The organism is Paraburkholderia fungorum (assembly GCF_046027605.1).
Taxonomy (GTDB): Bacteria; Pseudomonadota; Gammaproteobacteria; order Burkholderiales; family Burkholderiaceae; genus Paraburkholderia; species Paraburkholderia fungorum_F.
In genome coordinates this window covers 481,872-503,891 of the sequence record NZ_JAQQEF010000001.1, presented here as the reverse complement: position 1 = coordinate 503,891, position 22,020 = coordinate 481,872, and the positions used below count along the sequence as shown (strand labels likewise).

The 22,020-nt window shown below is 63.2% G+C and carries 22 protein-coding genes; 6 read left to right on the top strand and 16 right to left on the bottom strand.

The genetic code is table 11. From position 1 onward, the window contains the following. Positions 1 to 154: 154 nt before the first annotated feature. From PQR53_RS02120 to PQR53_RS02110, 3 genes are all read right to left on the bottom strand, one after another. Positions 155 to 1,387, bottom strand: coding sequence for an NAD(P)/FAD-dependent oxidoreductase (locus PQR53_RS02120; RefSeq protein WP_408451161.1), 1,233 nt, complete (start codon positions 1,385 to 1,387; stop codon positions 155 to 157). Positions 1,388 to 1,524: 137 nt separating this feature from the next. Then, positions 1,525 to 2,196: a Vgb family protein gene (locus PQR53_RS02115; protein WP_408450909.1), complete on the bottom strand. Its 672-nt coding sequence runs from the start codon at positions 2,194 to 2,196 to the stop codon at positions 1,525 to 1,527. A gap of 13 nt (positions 2,197 to 2,209) precedes the next feature. Further along, complete coding sequence (locus tag PQR53_RS02110) at positions 2,210 to 3,427, bottom strand: helix-turn-helix domain-containing protein (protein ID WP_408450908.1); 1,218 nt, start codon at positions 3,425 to 3,427, stop codon at positions 2,210 to 2,212. A gap of 132 nt (positions 3,428 to 3,559) precedes the next feature. Between PQR53_RS02110 and PQR53_RS02105 the strand changes: the two genes are divergently transcribed. Together PQR53_RS02105 and PQR53_RS02100 are read left to right on the top strand one after the other, a co-directional pair. Then, positions 3,560 to 4,324 (top strand): DUF899 domain-containing protein, encoded by a 765-nt coding sequence (locus PQR53_RS02105; RefSeq protein ID WP_408450907.1) that lies wholly within the window; start codon positions 3,560 to 3,562, stop codon positions 4,322 to 4,324. A gap of 41 nt (positions 4,325 to 4,365) precedes the next feature. Beyond that, the gene (locus PQR53_RS02100; protein WP_408450906.1) at positions 4,366 to 5,217 is read left to right on the top strand and encodes a DUF2182 domain-containing protein; all 852 of its coding nucleotides are present in this window, start codon (positions 4,366 to 4,368) and stop codon (positions 5,215 to 5,217) included. A 26-nt stretch (positions 5,218 to 5,243) separates the two neighbouring features. Here PQR53_RS02100 and PQR53_RS02095 read toward each other — a convergent pair whose 3' ends face one another. Together PQR53_RS02095 and PQR53_RS02090 are read right to left on the bottom strand one after the other, a co-directional pair. Beyond that, positions 5,244 to 5,567: a TFIIB-type zinc ribbon-containing protein gene (locus PQR53_RS02095; RefSeq protein ID WP_408451160.1), complete on the bottom strand. Its 324-nt coding sequence runs from the start codon at positions 5,565 to 5,567 to the stop codon at positions 5,244 to 5,246. 136 nt (positions 5,568 to 5,703) lie between these two features. Continuing rightward, complete coding sequence (locus tag PQR53_RS02090) at positions 5,704 to 6,456, bottom strand: TerC family protein (protein ID WP_408450905.1); 753 nt, start codon at positions 6,454 to 6,456, stop codon at positions 5,704 to 5,706. 121 nt (positions 6,457 to 6,577) lie between these two features. Between PQR53_RS02090 and PQR53_RS02085 the strand changes: the two genes are divergently transcribed. Next, complete coding sequence (locus tag PQR53_RS02085; RefSeq protein WP_408450904.1) at positions 6,578 to 7,459, top strand: LysR family transcriptional regulator; 882 nt, start codon at positions 6,578 to 6,580, stop codon at positions 7,457 to 7,459. Here the strand turns inward: PQR53_RS02085 and PQR53_RS02080 are convergent. Then, on the bottom strand, positions 7,432 to 7,893 hold the full coding sequence (locus tag PQR53_RS02080) for a TerB family tellurite resistance protein (RefSeq protein WP_408450903.1): 462 nt from the start codon (positions 7,891 to 7,893) through the stop codon (positions 7,432 to 7,434). The two genes, PQR53_RS02085 and PQR53_RS02080, sit on opposite strands and share 28 nt — an antisense overlap. A gap of 221 nt (positions 7,894 to 8,114) precedes the next feature. Between PQR53_RS02080 and PQR53_RS02075 the strand changes: the two genes are divergently transcribed. Next, on the top strand, positions 8,115 to 8,447 hold the full coding sequence (locus PQR53_RS02075) for a DUF2322 family protein (protein WP_408450902.1): 333 nt from the start codon (positions 8,115 to 8,117) through the stop codon (positions 8,445 to 8,447). Here the strand turns inward: PQR53_RS02075 and PQR53_RS02070 are convergent. After that, entirely contained in the window at positions 8,444 to 9,331 is an 888-nt protein-coding gene (locus PQR53_RS02070; protein ID WP_408450901.1) for a LysR family transcriptional regulator, read from the bottom strand. The two genes, PQR53_RS02075 and PQR53_RS02070, sit on opposite strands and share 4 nt — an antisense overlap. Before the next feature lie 112 nt (positions 9,332 to 9,443). Between PQR53_RS02070 and PQR53_RS02065 the strand changes: the two genes are divergently transcribed. Beyond that, positions 9,444 to 10,466: an aldo/keto reductase gene (locus tag PQR53_RS02065; RefSeq protein WP_408451159.1), complete on the top strand. Its 1,023-nt coding sequence runs from the start codon at positions 9,444 to 9,446 to the stop codon at positions 10,464 to 10,466. Between the two features lie 48 nt (positions 10,467 to 10,514). Here PQR53_RS02065 and PQR53_RS02060 read toward each other — a convergent pair whose 3' ends face one another. Continuing rightward, positions 10,515 to 10,871 (bottom strand): DUF934 domain-containing protein, encoded by a 357-nt coding sequence (locus tag PQR53_RS02060; RefSeq protein WP_408450900.1) that lies wholly within the window; start codon positions 10,869 to 10,871, stop codon positions 10,515 to 10,517. Continuing rightward, positions 10,868 to 12,655 carry a nitrite/sulfite reductase gene (locus PQR53_RS02055; RefSeq protein WP_408450899.1) on the bottom strand — a complete coding sequence of 596 codons (1,788 nt, stop codon included), beginning with the start codon at positions 12,653 to 12,655 and terminating at the stop codon, positions 10,868 to 10,870. The genes PQR53_RS02060 and PQR53_RS02055 overlap by 4 nt, the downstream gene beginning before the upstream one ends. A 292-nt stretch (positions 12,656 to 12,947) precedes the next feature. On the opposite strand from PQR53_RS02055, the gene PQR53_RS02050 reads away from it, so the two are divergent. Next, the gene (locus tag PQR53_RS02050) at positions 12,948 to 13,136 is read left to right on the top strand and encodes a DUF2970 domain-containing protein (protein WP_408450898.1); all 189 of its coding nucleotides are present in this window, start codon (positions 12,948 to 12,950) and stop codon (positions 13,134 to 13,136) included. 69 nt (positions 13,137 to 13,205) lie between these two features. On the opposite strand, the gene PQR53_RS02045 is transcribed toward PQR53_RS02050, so the two are convergent. The 7 genes from PQR53_RS02045 to oxc all read right to left on the bottom strand — a co-directional run bounded on the left by PQR53_RS02045 (position 13,206) and on the right by oxc (position 22,002). Next, the gene (locus tag PQR53_RS02045; protein ID WP_408450897.1) at positions 13,206 to 14,621 is read right to left on the bottom strand and encodes an aminotransferase-like domain-containing protein; all 1,416 of its coding nucleotides are present in this window, start codon (positions 14,619 to 14,621) and stop codon (positions 13,206 to 13,208) included. 186 nt (positions 14,622 to 14,807) lie between these two features. Beyond that, on the bottom strand, positions 14,808 to 16,598 hold the full coding sequence (locus PQR53_RS02040; RefSeq protein ID WP_408450896.1) for a chloride channel protein: 1,791 nt from the start codon (positions 16,596 to 16,598) through the stop codon (positions 14,808 to 14,810). A 6-nt stretch (positions 16,599 to 16,604) separates the two neighbouring features. Next, entirely contained in the window at positions 16,605 to 17,018 is a 414-nt protein-coding gene (locus PQR53_RS02035; protein ID WP_179740310.1) for a MarR family winged helix-turn-helix transcriptional regulator, read from the bottom strand. An 88-nt stretch (positions 17,019 to 17,106) separates the two neighbouring features. Continuing rightward, positions 17,107 to 18,273 carry an HPP family protein gene (locus PQR53_RS02030; protein ID WP_408450895.1) on the bottom strand — a complete coding sequence of 389 codons (1,167 nt, stop codon included), beginning with the start codon at positions 18,271 to 18,273 and terminating at the stop codon, positions 17,107 to 17,109. A gap of 172 nt (positions 18,274 to 18,445) precedes the next feature. Next, positions 18,446 to 18,877, bottom strand: a complete 432-nt coding sequence (locus PQR53_RS02025; RefSeq protein WP_408450894.1) for a PAS domain-containing protein — start codon at positions 18,875 to 18,877, stop codon at positions 18,446 to 18,448. A 106-nt stretch (positions 18,878 to 18,983) separates the two neighbouring features. Then, positions 18,984 to 20,234, bottom strand: a complete 1,251-nt coding sequence (gene frc, locus PQR53_RS02020) for a formyl-CoA transferase (protein WP_408340583.1) — start codon at positions 20,232 to 20,234, stop codon at positions 18,984 to 18,986. 25 nt (positions 20,235 to 20,259) lie between these two features. After that, positions 20,260 to 22,002: an oxalyl-CoA decarboxylase gene (gene oxc, locus PQR53_RS02015; RefSeq protein WP_408450893.1), complete on the bottom strand. Its 1,743-nt coding sequence runs from the start codon at positions 22,000 to 22,002 to the stop codon at positions 20,260 to 20,262. Between the last annotated feature and the right edge of the window lie 18 nt (positions 22,003 to 22,020).

The window sequence follows — 22,020 nt, the reverse complement described above, 5'->3', positions numbered from 1 at the left end:
TGCCTGGGCATTAGCGTTGACCTTGCCGCGTCGCTGGTGTTGTTTAATGGTCAGCAGATAATGCAGCGCCTCGAACGCCTTGTCCACATCCGCCCTCGTTGCGGAGCGCCTGGCCCCTGCCCGCAGTGCCGTCGGCGTTGTACCGCTGACCGTTCTAAAACCGCTCCACCCTGAACGGCCGCGTGTCCACGAGCGTCTCTTCGTGCGTCATCATTTCGGCGATCAGCCGGCCCGTGACTGGGCCGAGCGTCAGCCCGTGGTGCGCATGGCCAAACGCAAACCACAAGTTCTTGTGTTGGGTCGCGGGTCCGATAATCGGCATCATGTCGGCTGTGCAGGGGCGCCGTCCCATCCATGCTTCGTCGTCGAGACGCTGGCCCAACGGAAACAGCGTGCGCGCAATCGGCTCGACGGCGGCGAGCTGCGCGGGCGTTTTGGGCGCGTCGCAGTGCGCGATTTCCGCCCCCGTGGTCAAGCGGATGCCTTTGGCCATCGGCGCCAGCAGGTAGCCGTTCTCGACGTCCAGAACCGGATGATTCAGGCGCGCCGATGCCTCCGACGCATAGTGCATGTGATACCCGCGTTTGACGGCAAGGGGCAAGCGGTAGCCGAGCCGTGAACTGACGCGATCGGACCACGGCCCCAGCGCAACCACCGCCGATGAAGCGGCGATCGTGCCGGCTTCCGTATTGACCGCCCAACCCTCACGAAACGAATCCGCGTCGCCGATGAAAAACCGTCCGCCCAGCGCTTCGAAGTATTTTGCGTAAGCGGTGACGAGCGCATTAGGATCGTTCACGGAATCGGATGCCGTAAAACGCAACCCGCCTGACAAGCTCCTGTCGAGATCCGGTTCCTTCTGTTGCAGGCCGTTTGGGTCGAGCGCTTCGAACTCGACACCATATTCCCGATGCCATCGTTCAGCGTTCCGGGTTTCCGCGTCCCGTACCTGTTCGGTGCGAAACACCTTGATCCAGCCCGTCGGGCGCAATAGCGCGCTGGCGCCGGCAGCCGCGGCCAGCGCGCGGTGCTCGTCCACGCAATGCTCGATCAGCGTCGAGTACGACTTCGCGATCGCGGCGTGTTTTGCCGGATGAGAATTGCGCCAGTACTGCCACAGGAACGGCGCCGTCTTGAGGATGGCGTCGGCATGGTAGCGAACGTCCAGCGACTGGTTGCGCGCGTACCGAAGCAAGGTGCCGAGGTCGCGTGGAAACGCATAGGGGTACACGCTTTCGCGCTGGATCAGCCCGGCGTTACCGAACGAGGTTTCGTTGCCGGGCAGTTTGCGGTCGACTAACGCAACCTGGCGGCCGCGTTTCTGAAGATGCACGGCAACGCATACACCGACAATGCCCGCGCCGAGCACGACGGCGTCGAATTTCATGGTGGTCATGCACTCACTCTTTTAGATTCTTGAATTGCCAGCGCCACCGTGCCCCGACTCGTTGAGTGTATGGACAACTCCGCATGGGCGAGTTGCGAGTGGCTCGAGGCTGACGTTGACGCGGCGATTGGGTTCGACTATTCGCTCGCGGATTCGACGCTCGCCTCCGCGTCTCGCCCGGGCCGGCGGACCGCTCTCACTTTCCCACTGGTTCCGCCGCCGCAGAAGAACTGATCGCCGCCATCGGACTCGAGTCCCGACACGTAAACGCCGGGCGGCATCTCGAGGCTCTCCAGAACTTCTCCCGTACGGGAATCGACATGCCGCAATTCGCTTTCGTCACCTTCCCAGGTGGCATGCCAGAGTTCACCGTCGCTCCAGGTGACGCCGGTGACGAAGCGGTTGGAATCGATCGTGCGAAGTATCGCGCCGGTTTCGGGATCGACCTGAAGAATCTGCCGGTCCTGATACCGCCCCACCCAGAGCGTTCCTTCGGCCCACGTGAGCCCCGAGTTACCGCCGCCGCCACCCGGTGCTGGGATCGTCGCGAGTACGCGGCCGCTATCAGGATCGATCTTCTGGATGAGATCGCCGGCGATCTGAAATAGATGCTGGCCGTCAAAGGCCGTTCCTGCCTGCGCGGCGACATCGATCGAGCGCAGCGTTTGGCCGCTTGCCGGATCGAAGGCGTTCAGCTTGTCGCCGCTGGCGATCCAGACGTGCTGACCGTCATAAGTGACGCCATGCACGCTGTCGACGCCCGGAAAGGGTCCATATTCACGCACGATTCTGGCGGCTGATCGGTTCATGTTTCCATCCTGATCACTCAGTAAGGGGAGCGGGGAGTAACAATGTTGTCGTGAATCCGGGCATGGGCGGCGTCATCCAGCGCCGCGCCCGCCCGCGGCCGAACGATTGCACCTTGCCGCCTGCCGCCAGCGCGTCGAGGGCCCGCTGCATGGTGCGCTGGCTGGCGTCCAGCGCAATCGCGAGCGCCGAGCTCGACCACGATTCGCCATCGGCGAGGAAGGCGAGCACCATCGCGTGCGGTTCTTCAACCGGCCGCGCGAGTACGACCACCTCGCGCGCGCCGTGCGGTACCAGCGCGAAGCCACGCTTGGTCGCGTTCACGCCGGCCAGCGTGCCAAGCAACGCGCGAAGCCGCCCGATTTCGACGCGCAGGCGGGCGCGATGCGTTTCATCGGGGTGCCTGGTCCGAAATGCCCGCGCGATGAGTGCGTCCCGCGAGACGTCCTCGGGCCACGCTTCGGCCAGCGCGCGGGCGAGCGCGAACAACACCGGGCGCCTCGCGAGCGGAACCACGATGCGCGCTTCACGCACGACATAACGGCACGCGTCGACGATCAGCGCCTGCGACGCCAGTAACGCTTCAACCTCTTCGAGCAGCAGGGGCCGCTCCTCGCCATGCGCGATCAGACGCGCCGCCGGTGTGTTCAGGAGCAGGCGTGCGCTTTCGACCTCCGCCGTCAGCGCTGGAATCCCCGCATGGTGCGCGGCGCGCTCGGCTCTCGCGAGCGCTGAGCGTGCCGTATTCGTCTGGAGGCGGCGCATGGCGATGCCCGCGACGACCAGCTCATGGGCGGCTCTCAAGGCGGGCGGGAAGGGCGCGGGGTCGAGTCTGGCGAGCAGGCGCTCGGCGTCATCGAGGCGCCCGATCAGGAGCAGGCGCCGGACCTCGAGATACCGCGCATGCGCGGCGTTCACCCGGTCGCCGTGTGCTTCGAGCGTGGCCCGCGCGGCGTCGAGCGCTTTCGCGGGCCACCCCAGATCGCGTGAGGCGAGCGCGATTTCGGCCTCGGCGACCACACATCTCGCGCGGGCCACCGGCTCTTTGGGGCCGAAGGCGCGCGCGGCACTTCGCACGAGCGCTTTCGCCCGAACGAGGTCGCCGAGCTGCGCCATCGCGATGCCTCGCAAAGCGAGCGCAGGCGCGTCTTCGCGCAGGGCGACGCGGTTCAGTGCGCCGAGCGGATCGCCCGCCGCGAGCGCACGCGCCGCGGCTGTCACTAGCGAGTCCATGGTCTATTCAAATCGCGCCACACTTGTCACTCCCACCGTCCGGTGCCCGTGACTAATCTAGCACGACCACCAACCAGAACGTCGTATCGACCACTGAACGAGCGACGAAGGACTCCCAAGGAGGGAAGCAGGATGACAACACATACCACCGGGACACGTGAAGCGTGGCTGGCGGCGCGACTGGAGTTGCTCAAGGCGGAAAAGGCGTTGACGCGGCAGAGCGATGCGCTTGTGCAGCAGCGGCAGGCACTCCCCTGGGTGCGGGTCGACAAGGCATACCGGTTCGAAACCGCTGCGGGAAGCGCCTCGCTGGCAGAGCTCTTCAAAGGCCGCTCCCAGCTCCTCGTCTACCACTTCATGTTCGGCCCCGATTACAAGGCGGGGTGCCCGTCGTGCTCCTCGATTGCGGATGGGTTCGACGGCCTCGTGGTTCATCTGGCGAATCACGACGTCACGCTCATGGCGGTGTCGCGGGCACCGCTCGAGAAGCTCCAGACGTATCAACGCCGGATGGGGTGGACGTTCCCGTGGGCGTCCTCGGCGGGCAGCGATTTCAACTTCGACTTCAACATCGCGTTCACCGAGGCGCAACAGCGCGAGGGCCGCATCGAATACAACTACGAGCGGGGCGGTCACGCGATGGACGAGACGCAAGTCCCGGAGCCCGTCGCCCAGTTCGCGGCCACCTGTGGAACCGACGCGGCGACGTACACGCGTGACCGGCCGGGCTTGAGCGCATTCGTCCTCGAGGACGGCGTCGTCTATCACACGTATTCCACCTATGCGCGCGGCGTGGACGGCATCTGGGGCATGTACCAGTGGCTCGACCGCGCGCCGAAGGGGCGCAACGAGACGGGTGTCTGGTGGAAGCGGCACGACGAGTACGAGACGCGCTGAGCCCGATGATGGAACAGGTTTGCGCAACCGGAGCACGGGCAATGCCGGGACGCTCGATCGACGCGCGAGTTTCGCAGCGGGTGTTCCTCGGCGTCTCGGCGCTGCTCTTCGTCGTGAGCACCGGGGTGACGACCGTCGCTGCAGCGTCCATGTCGGCGATGGGCGAGATGCCGATGCCCGGCGGCTGGTCCATGTCGATGACGTGGCTGCGGATGTGCGGGCAGACATGGCCCGGCGCGGCGGCATCGTTTCTCGGCATGTGGACTGTGATGATGGTTGCGATGATGCTGCCCTCTCTCGTCCCCATGCTGTGGCGTTATCGCGAGGCCGTCGGCGGAATCGGCGCGATGCGTCTGGACTGGCTGACGGTGCTGGTGAGCGCGGGTTACTTCTTCGTGTGGAGCGCGTTCGGCATGGCCGTATTCCCACTGGGCGTTGCGCTGGCGGCGCTCGAGATGGAACTGCCGGCGTTGGCGCGTGCCGTTCCGCTCGCGGCGGGTGTGATTGTGCTGATTGCCGGTGCGCTGCAGTTCACCGCGTGGAAGACGCGCCGTCTTGCCTGCTGCCGTGCGGCGCCGGGACGCTGCGTGATGGTGGCTGCGCCGCTTGCAGCGCCTGCGTTGCCCGCATTGCTGCCTGCATTGCCTGCGGACGCCGTCACGGCGTGGCGACAGGGCTTACGCCTCGGCCTTCACTGTGGCTACTGCTGTGCCGGTCTGACGATGGTCCTGCTCGTTCTTGGGATGATGGATTGGCGTGTGATGGCCGTCGTGACGGCGGCCATCACCGTCGAACGTTTGGCGCCACGTGGTGAGCGCGTGGCGCGCTTGATCGGTGTGGGCGTCGTCGCGACGGGGTGGGTGCTGATCGCGCGAGCAGTCGGGCCTGGATGAGCTGGTGCACGCAGTCGGGGTCACCTTCAGCCGAAATCGAACATGTCGAAGATCGAGCGTTTCTTTTTGTGCCCGCGATAATCCTGTCGGCGATCGTCGTACGCGCGGTTGTTTTCGTATGCATGGTCTCGATCTCGATCGCGGTGGCCGTCCCGGGGGCTGTCGCGGTGACTTTCCCGGCTGACGCGTGCCGACGCGGAAGTATCAGGGTTCTCAACGTCCAGTGCGATCAGCTTGTCGAGTTCGCCACGATCGAGCCATATGCCCCGGCAAACCGGGCAGTAGTCGATTTCAACCGAGCGTCGCTCGCTCATCAGCAGATCGGTGGTCTTGCAAACAGGGCATTTCATTTCGTTGCTCCTCAAAGGTACAAAAACACATCGAACGCTCGGCATACCGAGCTGCCCGACTCCGAAAAAACGATCCGGCGTTACGTCGTTCGAGGACGTCGAACGCTCTTTGCATGTGCGGACGTCATAGCGGTGTTCACGACTCCGCGTTAGCCGTCCGCTTCGATTTCGCCCGGCGCACGAGCATGTTCAAAGCCTCGACAAACGCGGAGAACGCCATGGCCGCGTAGATGTAAGCCTTCGGCACGTGCGAACCAAAACCTTCTGCGATCAGCGTCATGCCGATCACGAGCAGGAAGCCGAGCGCCAGCATGACAACGGTCGGATTGCGATCAATGAAGCGCGACAGCGGGGCCGCAGCAAACAGCATCACCATGACCGCTGCAATGACCGCGATGAACATGATCGGCAGGTGCTCCGTCATCCCGACCGCAGTGATGATGCTGTCGACCGAAAACACGATATCGAGCACGAGGATCTGTCCGATCGCAGCCAAGGCGGTCAACTGCACAGTCGTGTTCGCCTTGTCACGTGCTTCTTCCGAATGGACGACGTGGTGATGAATCTCACTCGTCGCCTTCCAGACGAGAAACAGGCCGCCACCCAGCAGGATCAGATCGCGCCACGAAAACGCGTGGCCGAACAGCGTCACGGCGGGTGCGGTCAGTTGCGCGATCCACGCGACGGTGCCGAGCAGGCCGAGCCGCAGCACGAGCGCGAGCATGATGCCCATGCGCTGCGTGCGCGCGCGTTGCGCTTCCGGCAGCTTGTTGCTGAGGATCGAGATGAAGATCAGGTTGTCGATGCCGAGCACGATCTCCATCACGACCAGCGTGAGAAGCGCAGCCCATGCGGCGGGATCGGCAGTGAGGATGAGTAGGACGTCCATGGGGTTCGTCAACGAATAATCGCCGGTAATGTTGGTATGCCGTCATCATCGCCGTCTTCATGGTGCGGATAAATCAGTGATAATCTGAGCAACATATCGGTTTTTTCGAAGTGTCTAGCCTATGCTCAACTATCGCCATCTCTACTATTTTTGGATCGTCGTGAAGGAGGGCGGTTTTGCGCGCGCGGCCGAGCGTCTCGACATGGCCGTTCAGACGATCAGCGCGCAGGTGCGCGAGCTGGAAAAATCGATTGGGCGTCAGTTGCTGAAACCGGCAGGGCGCGGCGTCACGATGACCGAGGCCGGCGAGACGGCATTCAACCGGGCGGAGCAGATCTTTCAGATCGGCGAGGCGTTGCTCGACGAGATGCGCGAGACGGGCGGCGAAGGGGTTGCGCGGCTCGCCGTGGGTCTTTCCGACGGTATTTCAAAGCTCGCCGCGCACGCGCTGCTGGCGCCGGTGCTCGGCACGCCGTCGCTCAGGCTGCTATGTCACGAGGGGGAACCTGCGCAACTGCTGTCGGAACTTGCGCTCCATCGGCTCGATCTCGTTCTCGCCTGCCAGCCCGCGCCGCACAACGCGGACCTGCGCGTGGTGAGCCAGCGCATCGTGGGATCGCCCGTCGACTGGTATGGCCCCGCGGAGATCGTCCGCAAGGCCGCGCGTGCCGGCTTTCCGCAATGTCTCGCCGATCTGCCGGTCCTCCTGCCCACCGGGCATGGCGCGTTGCGCGCGCGGCTCGACCGCTGGTTCGAGGCCGAAGGGATCCGGCCGCGGATCGTCGGGGAATTCGAAGACAGCGCGCTGATGGCAGTGTTCGCCGCACGTGGTCTCGGCGTGTTTCCGCTCGCGGAACTGGGCGCCGAAGACGCAGCGCTGCTGCGCAGATTGCGCTGGCTCGGGCGGGCGGAAGGCGTGATCGACGAGATCCACGCCATCCGCTCGCGGCGCGGGCAACATCATGCGCTCGCCTCTCAGGTGGTTGCCAGCGCGCGATCCTGATCGCGCGGTGGGCGTGGCGGGGTGCCTTGCCGGCTTGCTGCCCGTGCAGGCGCAAACCCCCACGCGTTGAACACGGCGGCGAGCAAGGCGATTTCGCCGTCCGCCAGATAGTCGTCCGCGATCGTGACGGCAATGCACAGGCGAATCACCTTGCGGCGCAACGCGGGGTCGTCGATCTCGTCGATCAGGGTGGCGAGCAGGGCCGCGTCGAGTTGGCCGACCGGCGGCGCGAATGGCGTGTGCGCGACCGACTGATCCTCGCACAGCGCCTGGACGATCTGCGCGAATTGCGCCGGCGCGAGGCCGAGTTCGTCCGCCATATCCAGGCCTTCGAGTGCGCGCTCTTCCGCGCTGCTGACGTGGCCGTCGGAAGTGAGCGCCAGCGCGACGATGCGTGCGGCGGCTTGAGGACTATTACGCGGATAGGTTCGCATGTTGTGGCTCCTGGCGCGGACCGTGTCCGCAGTGATGGTGAGCCTCAGTTTGGGTGCGGAGGCGGATCGGATAAATCTGTTAATTCAGGAGAGAAGGTTCGGAAAAACCGAAGTGTGCCCGCCAGTCGCCCAGCAAGCCTGATTGTTCTGACGTAATGCCAAAGTCCCCATCGGATAAGATACGGCTCGCCGCAATTTTCCGAACAGAAGGAGTGTTTTCAGTGATTCAACCGAGCAACGTGTTCAAGGACAACCTCGCCCAACTGCCTGCCATCGACGGTATCGAACGTATCGATCTGGTCGACGGCAAAGGCGTCGTGGCGGCAAGCATCGAGAACAAGCCGGGCAAGCAGGGCTCGCTGGCGGTGTACCACTATCTGAAGCAGGCATTCGGCACGCTGGACGCCAAGGCAGCCGAACACGGTCTGCTGCTGTTCGCCGAGCATACGGCCGACGCCCGCAACCGTCCGGGTGCACACCCGAACGTCGACCGTTTGCTCGCGATTGCGGCCGGTGGGGAAGCGTTGCGTATCGACGTCGTCGCAGCGGATTAAGCGCGAATAAAGTCGACGAATGCCCTGAGCGGAGCCGGCATATGCGTCCGGCTCGGGTAGTACAAAAACGGCCCGGTGAAGGATTGACACCACTCGTCGAGCACCCGTACGAGCTCGCCTCGCTCGATTGCCGGCCGCAGGAACTCGTCGAACGAATAGACGATCCCCAGTCCCTCGACGGCCGCGCCTCTTTCCAGTTCGATCACGGAAGCGATCATCGGTCCGTTCGGCTCGATGCGCACGATCTCGTCGCCCCGCCGGAATTCCCATGTCGCGAGCACGCCGCTGTCGAAGCGATGTCCGATACACGCGTGGTTCAGCAGCTCGCCTGGATGTAGTGGCATGCCGCGGGCCGCGAGGTAGGACGGCGAGGCCGCCGCGACGAAATGTTGAACGCGCGGGCCGATCGGCACGGCGATCATGTCGCGCTCGAGGCGTTCGTCGTAGCGGATGCCGGCATCGAAGCCCGCCGCGAGGATATCGATGAACGTGTCGTTGGTGCCGACGTCCACTGTGATACCCGGGTGAGCGGCCAGAAAGCGGGTGAGAAGTGCGGGCAGGATCTCTCTCGCCGCGATCGACGGAACGTTCAACCTCAGCGTTCCAGTAGGACTTTCACGAAAGAGGTTCACCGCATCCAGCGCGATGGCGATTTCGCCGAATGCCGGCGCGAGCCGTTCGAATAGACGCTGGCCGGCTTCCGTTGGCGTGACGCTGCGCGTCGTGCGGTTGAGCAACCGCACGCCGAGCTGCTGTTCGAGCCGCCGCACCGCCTCGCTAAGCGACGAGGCCGACACGCCGCCTGTCAGTGCGGCAGAGCGGAATCCACGTGCCCGCGTCACGGCGACAAAGGCTTTCAGATCGGAAAGGTCGGGTTCCTGCATTGTTCGCTTTTCCGCACAGGTCATCCAGATTGAGACGGATTATCGCACGCGGAAATTCGGCCGATACTTGCGCTCAAGCGCCCTGCGTGCGGCGCAACTAGCGAGGAACATGATGAAGCAACTTCAACTGGGCAAGACGGGTCCGCAAAGCTCCGCCATCGGTCTCGGCTGCATGGGAATGTCGGGCATGTACGGTCCTTCCGACCGCGCCGAAAGCATTGCCACGATTCACGCCGCGCTCGAAGCTGGCATCACGCTGCTCGATACAGGCGATTTCTACGGCTCGGGCCACAACGAAATTCTGATCGGCGAGGCGCTGAAAAGCGCGCCGCCTTCACGGCGCGACGCGGCGATCATCAGCGTGAAATTCGGAGCCATGCGAGATCCCGCCGGCGGCTGGTCGCTTTACGATGCACGTCCGGCAGCGGTCAAAAACTTTCTCGCTTATTCGCTGCAGCGGCTGGGCGTCGATCATATCGACATCTACCGTCCTGCGCGGCTCGATCCCAACGTGCCGATCGAAGACACGGTCGGGGCGATCGCCGACATGATCAAAGCCGGCTATGTGCGGCACGTCGGTTTGTCCGAGGTCGGCGCGACGACCCTCCGCCGCGCTGCGGCGGCACATCCGGTGAGCGACCTGCAGATCGAGTACTCGCTGATTTCACGCGGCATTGAAGACGAGATACTGCCGGTGTGCCGTGAGCTCGGCATTGGCGTCACGGCCTATGGCGTGTTATCCCGCGGCTTGATCAGCGGCCACTGGAGCAAGGACGCCGCGGCCAAAGGCGATTTTCGCGCCATGAGTCCGCGCTTCCAGGGGGACAACGTCGATCACAATCTCGCGCTCGTGGATGCGCTGCGCAAGGTGGCTGACGCAAAAGGCGTTTCGGTTGCGCAGATCGCGATTGCGTGGGTTGCCGCCCAAGGCAGCGATATCGTGCCGCTCGTTGGCGCGCGCCGGCGCGATCGTCTTGCCGAAGCACTCGGTGCGGTTGACGTGACGCTGACGGCGGACGATCTGGCTGAGATCGCGCGAGCGGTGCCGATCGGGGCTGCCGCGGGCGATCGTTACGCGGCGGCCCAGATGGCCCATCTCGACAGTGAGAAGGGCAGTCACGGACACGCTGGCTGATGCATTGACGGGCATTGACGGATCAGGCACAGCGGGTGAGCCGCGCGCTTATTGGTAGAACCCGGGGAAACGTTCGAACTGCCGTTTCGCGTCGGTCGGGTCGACGCCCTCTTTCAGGACGGCGCTGGAAAAGCCGGTTCTTTCCATCTGCACGAGCTGGTCTATCAGGACATCGCCCGTCGCGCGTAAATCGCCCTTGAATCCGAGCCTGCGACGCAGCAGATAGGCCTGGCTGTACGCGCGACCGTCCGTGAAATGCGGAAAGTGCAGGTCGATGCGCTCGATGCTTCCAAGCTGATCGCCGAGTGTTGCCGGGTCGGCGTCGTTGGCGAGTTGAACGGGATTCTCGGCGTTGTCAGCGAGATGCTCTGACGTCGTCAAAATTGTCAGGGTGCCGTTTTTCATAACGAGACCTCGGCTTTGCAGCGGGCGTCGTTGGCTGCGGCCTTGAACGGTTCCACTCCGATGCGCCTTAGCGTTTGAATAAAAGTTTCCCGCGTTGCGCCGGTGCTGCGCAGATCGCGGTAAGTCGAAAGAATCGCCTCGACGACGTCAGGAATCTCGGCGGCGGAGAACGATGGGCCGATCACCTTGCCAGGTTGCGCCGCGCCGCTCGCCTGCTTGCCGTCCGCTCCGCCGAGCGTGACCTGATACCACTCCTCGCCGTCCTTGTCGACACCGAGAATGCCGATGTGACCGCTATGGTGATGGCCGCACGAGTTGATGCAGCCGCTGATGTGCAAATCGACTTCACCTATGTCGTCGAGTTCGTCCAGGTCCTGGTAGCGTTCGGCAATGGCGTGCGCAATGGGAATCGAGCGGGCGTTGGCAAGCGCGCAAAAATCGCCGCCCGGACAGGCGATCATGTCGGTGAGCAGATGGACGTTTGCGCTTGCGAGATCCGCGTCGCAAGCGGACTTCCAAAGCAGGAACAGGTCGTCGGCATGAACCCATGGCAACACGATGTTCTGCGTGTGCGTCACGCGTGCTTCTCCGGCGGAAAATCGCTCGGCCAGATCGGCGACGGTATCGAGCTGATCCGCGGACGCGTCGCCTGGGGCCTGCATCAGGCGCTTGAACGACAGCGTGACGATACGCAGCGCCGGGTCCTTGTGCGGCGCCACGTTGCGCTGCAGCCAACGGCCAAAACGAGGATTGAGTTCCGCTTGCACGCGCGGGTCTGGACGCACGTTCCCATCGCGTTCGCGGGTTCCGCTCTTCAAAGCCGGCGGTATGAACGACGCACTCACACGGTCGAACTCAGTTTGAGGGATGGTGTGCGGACCGCCGTCGAGTTCGACGATCTGACGGAATTCCTCGTCCACCTCGTCGATATATCGTTGGCCCTCGGCCTTGACCAGAATCTTGATACGCGCCTTGTACTTGTTGTCGCGCCGACCGTAGCGGTTATAGACCCGCACTACCGCTTCGATGTAATTCATGATCTGCCGCCATGGCAGAAAATCGCGGAGCACCGTGCCGATCATCGGCGTCCGCCCCATCCCTCCGCCGACCGTTACCCGAAAGCCAAGCTCGCCCGCGTCGTTTTTCAGGAGCCGCAGACCGACGTCATGCCAATCCGTCGCGGCCCGGTCTTCGCTCGCGCCGGTGACCGCAATCTTGAACTTGCGCGGCAGAAACGCGAACTCGGGATGAAGCGTTGTCCATTGACGCATGATCTCGGCGAACGGCCGTGGGTCGGCGATTTCGTCCGGGGCAACGCCCGCGCGTTCGTCGCAGGAAATGTTGCGAATGCAGTTGCCGCTGGTCTGAATGCCGTGCATGTCGACGCTCGCGAGCAGCTCCATCACATCCGCTGCTTTCGAGAGTGGAATCCAGTTGAACTGCACGTTGGTGCGCGTGGTGAAGTGCGCGTAGTGAGTCGGCAGATGCAAAGTGCCGAGCCGCCGCTGTGCCTCGGACGCCAGCCTGTAGACCTCTGCCTCGGGCTCATCGTACTCGCGCGCGACTCGGGCGAGCATGCGCAACTGCGCGCTCGACAGCTCGCCGTACGGGACGGCGACACGCAGCATGGGCGCGTGTCGTTGTACATACCATCCGTTCTGCAGACGCAGTGGGCGAAAGTCGTCCTCGCTGAGTTTCCCAGACTGCCAGCGCTCGAGCTGGTCGCGAAACTGCGCCGCGCGGCTGCGCACGAATGATTTGTCAAACTCGGTGTATTGGTACATGGTCCGGTGCGTCTGCGGCTACCTACGAGGTAGCTTGTCGGGGCGTCGGCTTGGGGAAACTCCAACGGTCGTCTAGCGCGAACGATAGAGGCAACGGCGATCGCCGAAAAGTAGCAGATGCCGTCAAAAATGCGCTAGCAGATGGCGGGCGGGGCTGCAGGCGAGCAACCGGGCGGAAGTGGCAGCGCAAACTGCTGCGCCGGAATTGTTTGCAACTGCTGCTTTTATACCTGGGCCACCCGGCTCAAACTCTCGCGTGAGATGAAACAATCCTGCCTTGAGAGGTGATGCCATGAACCTGTTGAAGATGACGCGAATCGTGCTGTGGAGTTTTTTCGGCATCCGCCGTGGCGCCTCGCACCAGGCCGATATGGTGGGTGTCAAGCTACCGCTGTTGCCGTTCATCGCCGTGGTGCTCGCTGGAGGTTTCGGCGCAACGCTGTTCGCACTCGCGAAGCTTGCGATCAACGTCGCGCATTGAGCAGTGCCGCCGATCGGCCGGTAGACACGAACACGAACATGCCGGCAGCGTGGAGAGGGCGTGCGCTGTTCATTCGCTGGCGCGTTCGAGCAGCGAGCCCAGCGTCTTGATGGCGCTCTCCATCGGGTCGCTCCATGGATGGCCGAAATTCAATCGAACGTGATCCCGGAACGCGTGCCGTGCGGAGAAGATGGGTCCCGGCGCGATGCTGATGCCGTGCTCTATCGCGAGGCGGTGCAGTTGCATGGCATCGACTCGCGGTGGCAGCCGAACCCACAGGAAATAGCCGCCGGACGGCCGCGTCCAGTGCGAATCGTCCGGCATCCAGCGGTGTAACGCGGTATCCATCGCGCTCAGTTGACTACGGAACGAACCCCGCAGTTTCCGTAGATGCTTGTCGTACCCGCCGTGCTGAAGATAGTCCGCGATGCCCGCCTGGGCTGGAATGCTGGCCGACAAAGTGGTCATCAACTTCAGACGCTGGACCTTGTCGGCGAAGCGGCCCGCCGCGACCCATCCAATGCGGTATCCCGGTGCAAGCGTCTTGGAAAACGAACTGCAATGCATGACGAGGCCCTGCTTGTCATAGGCTATGGCGGGTAGCGGGTACGTCGGCGCATGGTGCAGTTCGCCGTAGACATCGTCCTCGATGAGCGGCACGTCGTGCCGGGCAAGAAGCTCGACCAGTGCTTGCTTCTTTTCGAGCGACATGGCCGCGCCAGTCGGATTCTGGAAATTGGTCATGAACCAGCATGCCCGAATCGGGTGTTTGTCGAGCGCATCCGAGAGCGCCTGCAAATCGAGGCCCTCAACCGGATCGACGGGAATCTCCACCGCCCGCAAATCGAGACGCTCAATGGCCTGCAGGGCCGCATAGAATCCGGGCGACTCCACCGCCACGACGTCGCCCGGTCGCGTCACCGCCATCAGACAAAGATTGAGCGCTTCCAGCGCGCCATTCGTGACGACGATTTCCTCCATCGGCTGGGCAATACCCATCGCCATGTACCGCAACGCAATCTGGCGGCGCAGCGCCTCATTGCCGGGCGGCAAGTCGACCACGGTGCTCCAGGGACTGATTAGCCGGCTCGCGTGTCCGAGCGATTTCGCGAGGCGTTGAAGTGGGAAAAGTTGCGGAGAGGGGAATGCCGAGCCCAGCGGAACGATATCGGGATGCTTGGCCGCTTCGAGCACCGAGAAGACAAGATCGGTGATTTCGACTTTGGCTGACTCCAGGGCGGGCGATGGGCGTGGCGTCTTGGGTTGTTCGAGCGCGGCGCCTGGTGCGACGTAATAGCCCGAGCGCTCGCGTGCCCGAATCAAGCCCCACTCTTCGAGCAGATAGTAGGCGCGAAACACGGTGGACTGGCTGACACCGTGCTGCGTGGTGAGCTGTCTCAGCGAGGGCATGCGAGAGCCCGCAGGGCGGCTGCCCGTGCGGATTTCGTTGGCCATGGTGTTGGCCAGCAATTCGAAGCGTTTCATTGAGCGGCCGTGGTTCGCCTGCATTCATTCCGTGAATGTGGGTGGCCGGTGTGGTTCGATACCGCGCCATCAAGCAGGCGATGTTGCCTTGAATGCGAACGTTGGGCAAGTTGTCATGCATTGCGGTAGGCGCGTGGCGGGCGAGTCCGAGTGGCTCGCCCGTAGTACGTCTGACCGGCGGTTCGCTTAAGGAACCGGCGGGAAGTGCCGCTTGCCGGTGTGGAACCGCAAGCGGCGAAAGCGCTCCTTCTTGTGCTCCTCGTCGAAGTGAGCAAGAGACGGTTTGACCAGATCGCTGCGCGACACCATGCCGACCAGTTGCAGCGTGCCGGCGTCCGCGACCACCGGCAGCCGTTCGAGACCGTGCACCGCCAGCCGCGTTGCGACGAGCCGGCAGGTTTCACTGGGCAATGCAAAAGCGGGGGAGCGGTGGCGCAATACGTCGGCGAGGCGCGAGTCGAGCGCATGCTCCGTTTCGTCATCGCGAACTTTTTCGAGTACCGCGCGATCGACGACGCCTGCCAGCACGCCTTCACGCACGACCGGATAGGCGCGATGCGTCTGCGTCGTGCCGAAGTACGTTTCCAGCGCCTCGCCCACGGATAGATCGCCATCGATCGTTTCGACGGTACGCGACATCACCTCGTCGACATGGTGGCGCTCAAGCGGATCGACGCCGTATTCGCGGTAAATGTGATAGCCGCGCCGGGCAATTTTCTCGGTCATGATGGAGCGCTTCATGAAGACCGTGGCAAACCCGTGCGCGACCAGCGTCGCGGCGAGCAGCGGCAGCAACGCGTTGCTGTCGTGCGTGAGGCCGAAGGCAAACACGATGGCGGTCAGCGGCGCGCCCAGCGTAGCGCCGAGCGTGGCCGCCATGCAGACGAGCGGCCACAGCGCAGGCTCGCCGCCCGGCAGCACGTGGCCGAATACGACGCCGAGCCCCGCACCCAGCATGAGCAACGGCGCCAGCACGCCGCCTGAGGTGCCCGAGCCCAGCGCCACGACCCAGATCACCGCCTTCACGACCAGGATCGCCAGCGCGATCTGGATGGCAATGTGCTGGTGCAACAGGTCGCCGATCACGTCGTAGCCAACGCCCAGCGCGCGAGGTTCGAGAAAGCCGCCGATGCCGACGACGAGGCCGCCGAGCGCGGGCCACCACATCCAGTGGATGGGCAGCTTGCCGAACAGGTCTTCGGTCTTGTAGAGCGCGGCGGACAGACCCGATGCGAGCGCGCCGGACATCAACCCAGCGATCACGCAGGACACCAGCGACATGGCGCCAGGAGGCGCCGTCTCGAGCGGAAACAGTGGCCCGGTGCCGAAGAATGCCGCGCGCGCAAAGCCCGCGACCGCGCATGCAAGGGCGACCGGTAGAAAACTGCGCGGACGCCATTCGAACAGCAGCAGTTCGACCGCGAGCAATACGGCCGCCACCGGTGTGCCGAAGACCGCAGTCATGCCGGCTGCGGCGCCGGCAACCAGCAGTGTCTTGCGTTCAGCCGACGTGACCTTCACGCATTGCGCGATGAGCGAGCCTAATGCGCCGCCCGTCATGATGATCGGGCCTTCCGCGCCGAACGGGCCGCCGCTGCCGATCACAATGCCGGACGACAGCGGTTTCAGAATCGCCACTTTCGGCGACATGCGGCTCTTGCCGAACAGGATGGCTTCGATCGCTTCGGGAATGCCGTGACCACGGATCTTCTCCGAACCGTAACGGGCCATGAAACCGACGATGACCCCGCCGATCACGGGAATGATCACCACCCAGATACCCAGCGTGTTGAGGGCCGGCGAGCGGTCCGCAAACGAAAATTGCTGGAAGAAAAACAGATTGGTGAACAGATGAATCAGGCTCAGCAGCACGAAAGCCGCGAGCGTGCTCAGGGCGCCAATCACCGCGGCGAGTGCGGAAATGCCGGGAAGCCGCGCGTTGGTGGAAAAATCGCGCTTATGGGAATCGAGGCTCATGGCGATTCAGTAGTCGATCTGAGGGACGTTAAAGGCACCTTTGAGCGACTTCAGTTCGGCTCGGTGCATCTGGGCGAGACGGGCAAGCACCTGCTCGCCTGCTTTCAACAAATGAACTTCGACCTGGCGGCGGTCGGTCTCGCTGACCTGTCTGCGGACCAGATCGAGCGCCTCACAGCGGGACACGAGCGCGACCACGCCGTGGTGCTGCGCCTGGAGCCGTTCCGCAAGCTCGCCGACGGTTGCCCAGTCGCGCTCCGGATAACCTTTGATGTGCAGAAGCAGCAGATACTGCAACGGGGTAATGCCTTCGCCTTGGGCGGCCTGCTCGGAAAAACGCTCGAAGCGCCGCATCTGGTAGCGAAACTCGGACAGTTGCTCGAAGTCCGCCTTGGTCAGGTTGCGAGCGAGGGTTTTCATCGGCGTCTCGTACACAGAGGTAAAGCGCGGATTATATCATGACGTGATATTTATGTTCGTGCTCAAAACTCGGTGTGCATGACACGGGTTATGCCGCGCGATGTTTTTGCTGAGCGTAAGCCTGGCGATACAGCCCGGCGATCAGGTCGGCTTGCGTGATCATTCCAGCCAGCCGCCGATTCGAATCCAGAACCGGGATATGGTGGTGTCCGTAGTTCGCGAACACCGGCACCAGTTCGACGATTGGCGTGGTTGCGTCGACGGTATGAACGTCGACGTTCATCAGGGCGCCGACCAGCGGCGCCGGTGTGATGCTGCGCCGGAACCAGCGTTGCAAGGGGGACGACAAACCGGCTCCTCTGCTGAACGCGCGTTTGTCGACCAGGTCGGCGCGGGTCACGATGCCGATCACGTGCTGCTTTTCATCAGTGACCGGAAGTGCCTTGATGCGGCGCTGTTTCAGCAGGCTCCACGCGGCGGAAGCTCTTGTGATGGCCGACACGGCGACGAGGGAGCGCGACATGATATCCGCGCAAGTCAGTTCATTGAAGGTGCGGGCGTAGGCTTGCAACTGAACATCGCGCAGCAGGGATTCCAGATCGTCCGTGTCGATATCGAGCAGTTCGCCGCGCCGGTTCAACACCGCCTCGAGGTCTGCACGTGTGAAACCTTCGCTCGGGGGCGCCCCCGATGCCGCCGTGCCTTTGGCCGCGTTCTGCGCGACATGCGGATATCGGTGCCCGGTAGCCGCGTGATAGATGATGGCTGCGCACAACAGCAGCAGCGACTGGATCGCGATCGGTTCGGCCACGAAGCGGTAGCCCAGAGCATGCACTGCCGGACCGCCAAGGACAGCGGTCAGGGCCACCGCGCCCGACGGCGGATGAACGCACCTCAGCGCAAACATTGCACAGATTGCCAGCGCGACGGCGAGAGCTGCGGCGCCGACCGGATCGGCAATCCAGCTTGCACAGGCAACGCCGACCGTAGCGGAGACGAGATTACCGCCGATGATGGACCACGGTTGCGCGAGCGGACTGGCAGGAACGGCGAACAGCAGCACGGCGGAGGCGCCCATTGGCGCCACGAGAAGCGGAATGTTCGCCGCCGGTCCGAGCAGGACGTGCATGGTCCCGCCCGTGAACGCGATCCCCAGCAATGCGCCGAGACACGATCTGAAGCGTTCCGGCCACCGAACGGCCATGGGATGAGGGGCAAAGCTGGAAAACCAGCGGATGAGGGCGTCTCGGGACAAAGGTCGAATAGGAAAGTGGCGGGTATGACGTGGGACGGCACCACACCTTAAGGCCAAATCCTCACGAAACGAAAGAACGCTTCGTCATAATTATATTTCATTGTGATATAAATTGCGGCCGACCTTCTCGCGACGGATGCTTGTTTAACCGTGCGAAATAGCGCGCTCACGCTCACGCGCGCGCGGATGCTTCCAGCTCCGCAAGACGTTTGCGCAGCAGGCGATCTTCCTGGAAGCGGCTGGTTTCGTCGCGGATCACAGCGACGATACCGGTGAGTTCGTTTTGCGGCGAATGCAGCAACGCAACCGTAAAGGCGATCGAGAGTGCCCGCCCGTCTTTATGCACGGCGGGGACACGCAGCACATCGTTGCCATAGCGGGTTTCGCCCGTTGCCATGGTCTTGTGATAGCCGTCCCAATGGCGGCCGCGCAGACGTTCCGGAATGATCAGATCCAGCGACTTTCCCAGTGCCTCGCTTTGCGTGAAGCCGAACATGCGTTCAGCGCCAGGGTTCCACAGCGTAATGCTGCCGCCGGCATCGGACATGATGATCGCGTCGCCGATTGCGTTGACGAGTTGCTCGAAGTCGATGGCTGTTTTCATGGCATTCCCCGAATGTAAAACGCAAATCCTTGAATGGGAGACGGCGCCGCGAAGGACGCCGTCTCCGCAGGCCCAGGCATACCAATGGACCTGCGGCGTACCACCATTAAACCGCTTTGATTTCGTGCAGGTTGAAGATGTCCTGCTTGCTATAGCCCAGGCTCGCCAGCACTTCATCCGTATGCTCGCCGAGCAGCGGCGACGCGGTGACCTCCGGCTTCATGTCCGAGAACTTGATGGGGCTGCCGACCGTCAGATACGTGCCGCGTTTCTTGTGCGGCACTTCGACGATCGTCCCGCTCGCGCGCAACGAAGGATCGTTGGCCAGTTCCTTCATCGTCAGCACCGGCGCGCACGGAATATCGAACTTGCGCAAGATGTCGACCGCTTCGAATTTGGTCTTGTCGGCGAGCCAGCCTTCGATGGTGCCGAAGATCTCGAAGATATGCGGTTGACGCGCTTCCGCGGTTTTGTAGGCGGGGTCGTCGATCCACTCGGGTTTGCCGAGCGCCTTGCAGATCGGCTCCCACGCATGGCCCTGGATCGTGAAGTAGATGTACGCGTTCGGATCCGTCTCCCAGCCCTTGCACTTGAGCACCCAGCCCGGCTGACCACCGCCGCCCGCATTGCCGCCGCGCGGCACCACATCGCTGAATTCGCCGTGCGGATATTGCGGATATTCCTCGAGATAGCCCACACGCTCCAGCCGTTGCTGATCGCGCAGCTTCACGCGGCACAGGTTCAGCACGCTGTCCTGCATCGACACGGCGACCTTCTGGCCCTTGCCGGTTTTGTCGCGCCCGATCAGCGCGGTCAGAATGCCGATGGCCAGATGCATGCCGGTGTTGCTATCGCCGAGCGCCGCGGCGCTGATGGTCGGCGGACCGTCCCAGAAGCCCGTGGTGGATGCCGCGCCGCCGGCGCATTGCGCGACGTTTTCGTAGACCTTCAGGTCGTCGTAGTGATGGCCGTCGCTGAAGCCCTTCACCGAGGCGACGATCATCTTCGGATTGAGTTCGTTCAGGCGTTCCCATGAAAAGCCCATCCGGTCCAAAGCGCCCGGGCCGAAGTTCTCGACCAGCACATCGGATTCGCGGATCAGCTTTTCGAGGACTTCCTTGCCTTCCGGCTTTTTCGTGTCCAACGTCAGCGACTTCTTGTTGCTGTTGAGCATCGTGAAGTACAGCGCGTCGGCGTCGGGAATATCGCGCAACTGGTTGCGCGTGACGTCGCCTGAACCCGGTCGTTCAACCTTGATCACGTCGGCGCCGAACCACGCCAGCAACTGGGTGCACGCGGGACCGGCCTGAACGTGGGTGAAGTCGATGATCTTGATACCTTCGAGCGGTTTGGTCATTTTGTATCTCCGTGGTTGCTGTGGATTACTTTTTCATTGCCGCGCTTTGCGGATTCAGATTGGTCAGGCGGCCGCTTTCGGTACCGGCCGCTTCATCGATGACGGCATTGATCAAGGTCGGCTTGCCCGATGCGATGGCTTCCAGCAGCGCCTTCGTCAGTTCTTCCGGGGTAGTGGCGTGGTGGCCGACACCGCCGAATGCCTCGATCATCTTGTCGTAGCGCGCGCCCTTCACGAACACGGTCGGCGCCACGTCCTTGCCGCCCGTCGGGTTCACGTCGGTGCCGCGATACACGCCGTTGTTGTTGAACACGATCGTGCAAACCGGCAACTCGTAACGGCAGATGGTTTCGAGTTCCATGCCGCTGAAGCCGAACGCGCTGTCACCTTCGATCGCGACAACCGGTTTGCCGCTCGTCACCGCCGCGCCGATCGCGAAGCCCATGCCGATCCCCATGATTCCCCACGTGCCGGAATCGAAGCGTTTGCGCGGCTCGTACATGTCAATGATGCTGCGCGCGTAGTCGAGGGTGTTCGCGCCTTCGTTGACGACATTGATGTCCGGGCGTGTCTTCAGGACATCGCGAATCGCCCGCAATGCGCTGTGGAAGTTCATCGGCGACGGGTTTTTGTCGAGCGTGGCGGCCATCTTCTCGAGGTTCTTGCTCTTGCGCTCGGCGATCGCGCCGGTCCATTCGGTGTTCGGTTTCGCGAAGCCCGCATCGAGACCGGCACGCAGTGCCGCCACGCACGAGCCGATATCGCCGATCACCGGCGCCGCAATCGCGACGTTGCTGTCGATCTCGGTCGGCGAAATATCGACCTGCACGAAACGCTTGGGCGCCGCGCCCCACGTCTTGCCCTTGCCGTGCGAGAGCAACCAGTTCAAACGCGCGCCGATCAACACGACCACATCGGCTTCCTGCAGCACGAACGAGCGTGCCGCCGACGCCGATTGCGCGTGCGTGTCGGGCAACAGGCCCTTGGCCATCGACATCGGCAGATACGGAATGCCGCTTTGTTCGACGAACGCGCGAATCTCCGCGTCGGCCTGCGCATACGCCGCGCCCTTGCCGAGCAGGATCAGCGGACGCTTGGCGCTCTTCAGCACGTCGATTGCACGCTTGACCGATTCGGGCGCCGGCAACTGACGCGGCGCGGCGTCGACCACTTTGATCAGCGACTGCTGCGCCTTCACGACGTCCAGGGTTTGTGCGAGCAGCTTGGCCGGCAAGTCCAGATACACGCCACCCGGACGACCCGACACAGCGGCGCGAATCGCACGCGCCACACCGATGCCGATGTCTTCCGCATGCAGCACGCGATACGCGGCCTTCGCGTACGGTTTGGCTGCGTTCAGCTGATCCATTTCTTCGTAATCGCCCTGCTGCAGATCGACGATCTCGCGCTCGCTCGAACCGCTGATCAGGATCATCGGGAAGCAGTTGGTGGTCGCGTTGGCGAGCGCGGTCAAGCCGTTCAGAAAGCCGGGCGCCGACACCGTCAGGCAGATACCCGGCTTTTGCGTCATGAAGCCGGCGATCGCCGCGGCGTTGCCGGCATGCTGTTCATGACGAAAGCCGATGAAGCGCATCCCTTCCGCTTGCGCAAGACGCGCCAGGTCCGTGATGGGAATCCCGACCAGTCCAAAGATGGTGTCGATGTCGTTCAGTTTCAGCGCATCGATGACGAGATGGAATCCGTCGGTCGTCTCGGTTGCCTGTTGCTTCAGCGTATTTTCTGTTGTGGGGCTGTCGGCTTCTGCCATGATGTCTCTCCTTGGTCG

What these genes read in the sequence shown, in the direction of transcription:
- PQR53_RS02105 (WP_408450907.1), top strand. Translation starts at nt 3,560, where the DNA reads ATGACAACACATACCACCGGGACACGTGAAGCGTGGCTGGCGGCGCGA.
- PQR53_RS02080 (WP_408450903.1), bottom strand. Translation starts at nt 7,893, where the DNA reads ATGCGAACCTATCCGCGTAATAGTCCTCAAGCCGCCGCACGCATCGTC.
- PQR53_RS02035 (WP_179740310.1), bottom strand. Translation starts at nt 17,018, where the DNA reads ATGAAAACCCTCGCTCGCAACCTGACCAAGGCGGACTTCGAGCAACTG.
- PQR53_RS02085 (WP_408450904.1), top strand. Translation starts at nt 6,578, where the DNA reads ATGCTCAACTATCGCCATCTCTACTATTTTTGGATCGTCGTGAAGGAG.
- PQR53_RS02025 (WP_408450894.1), bottom strand. Translation starts at nt 18,877, where the DNA reads ATGAAAACAGCCATCGACTTCGAGCAACTCGTCAACGCAATCGGCGAC.
- PQR53_RS02100 (WP_408450906.1), top strand. Translation starts at nt 4,366, where the DNA reads ATGCCGGGACGCTCGATCGACGCGCGAGTTTCGCAGCGGGTGTTCCTC.
- PQR53_RS02110 (WP_408450908.1), bottom strand. Translation starts at nt 3,427, where the DNA reads ATGGACTCGCTAGTGACAGCCGCGGCGCGTGCGCTCGCGGCGGGCGAT.
- PQR53_RS02120 (WP_408451161.1), bottom strand. Translation starts at nt 1,387, where the DNA reads ATGAAATTCGACGCCGTCGTGCTCGGCGCGGGCATTGTCGGTGTATGC.
- PQR53_RS02065 (WP_408451159.1), top strand. Translation starts at nt 9,444, where the DNA reads ATGAAGCAACTTCAACTGGGCAAGACGGGTCCGCAAAGCTCCGCCATC.
- PQR53_RS02115 (WP_408450909.1), bottom strand. Translation starts at nt 2,196, where the DNA reads ATGAACCGATCAGCCGCCAGAATCGTGCGTGAATATGGACCCTTTCCG.
- PQR53_RS02050 (WP_408450898.1), top strand. Translation starts at nt 12,948, where the DNA reads ATGAACCTGTTGAAGATGACGCGAATCGTGCTGTGGAGTTTTTTCGGC.
- frc (WP_408340583.1), bottom strand. Translation starts at nt 20,234, where the DNA reads ATGACCAAACCGCTCGAAGGTATCAAGATCATCGACTTCACCCACGTT.
- PQR53_RS02040 (WP_408450896.1), bottom strand. Translation starts at nt 16,598, where the DNA reads ATGAGCCTCGATTCCCATAAGCGCGATTTTTCCACCAACGCGCGGCTT.
- PQR53_RS02095 (WP_408451160.1), bottom strand. Translation starts at nt 5,567, where the DNA reads ATGAAATGCCCTGTTTGCAAGACCACCGATCTGCTGATGAGCGAGCGA.
- PQR53_RS02045 (WP_408450897.1), bottom strand. Translation starts at nt 14,621, where the DNA reads ATGAAACGCTTCGAATTGCTGGCCAACACCATGGCCAACGAAATCCGC.
- oxc (WP_408450893.1), bottom strand. Translation starts at nt 22,002, where the DNA reads ATGGCAGAAGCCGACAGCCCCACAACAGAAAATACGCTGAAGCAACAG.
- PQR53_RS02055 (WP_408450899.1), bottom strand. Translation starts at nt 12,655, where the DNA reads ATGTACCAATACACCGAGTTTGACAAATCATTCGTGCGCAGCCGCGCG.
- PQR53_RS02060 (WP_408450900.1), bottom strand. Translation starts at nt 10,871, where the DNA reads ATGAAAAACGGCACCCTGACAATTTTGACGACGTCAGAGCATCTCGCT.
- PQR53_RS02090 (WP_408450905.1), bottom strand. Translation starts at nt 6,456, where the DNA reads ATGGACGTCCTACTCATCCTCACTGCCGATCCCGCCGCATGGGCTGCG.
- PQR53_RS02070 (WP_408450901.1), bottom strand. Translation starts at nt 9,331, where the DNA reads ATGCAGGAACCCGACCTTTCCGATCTGAAAGCCTTTGTCGCCGTGACG.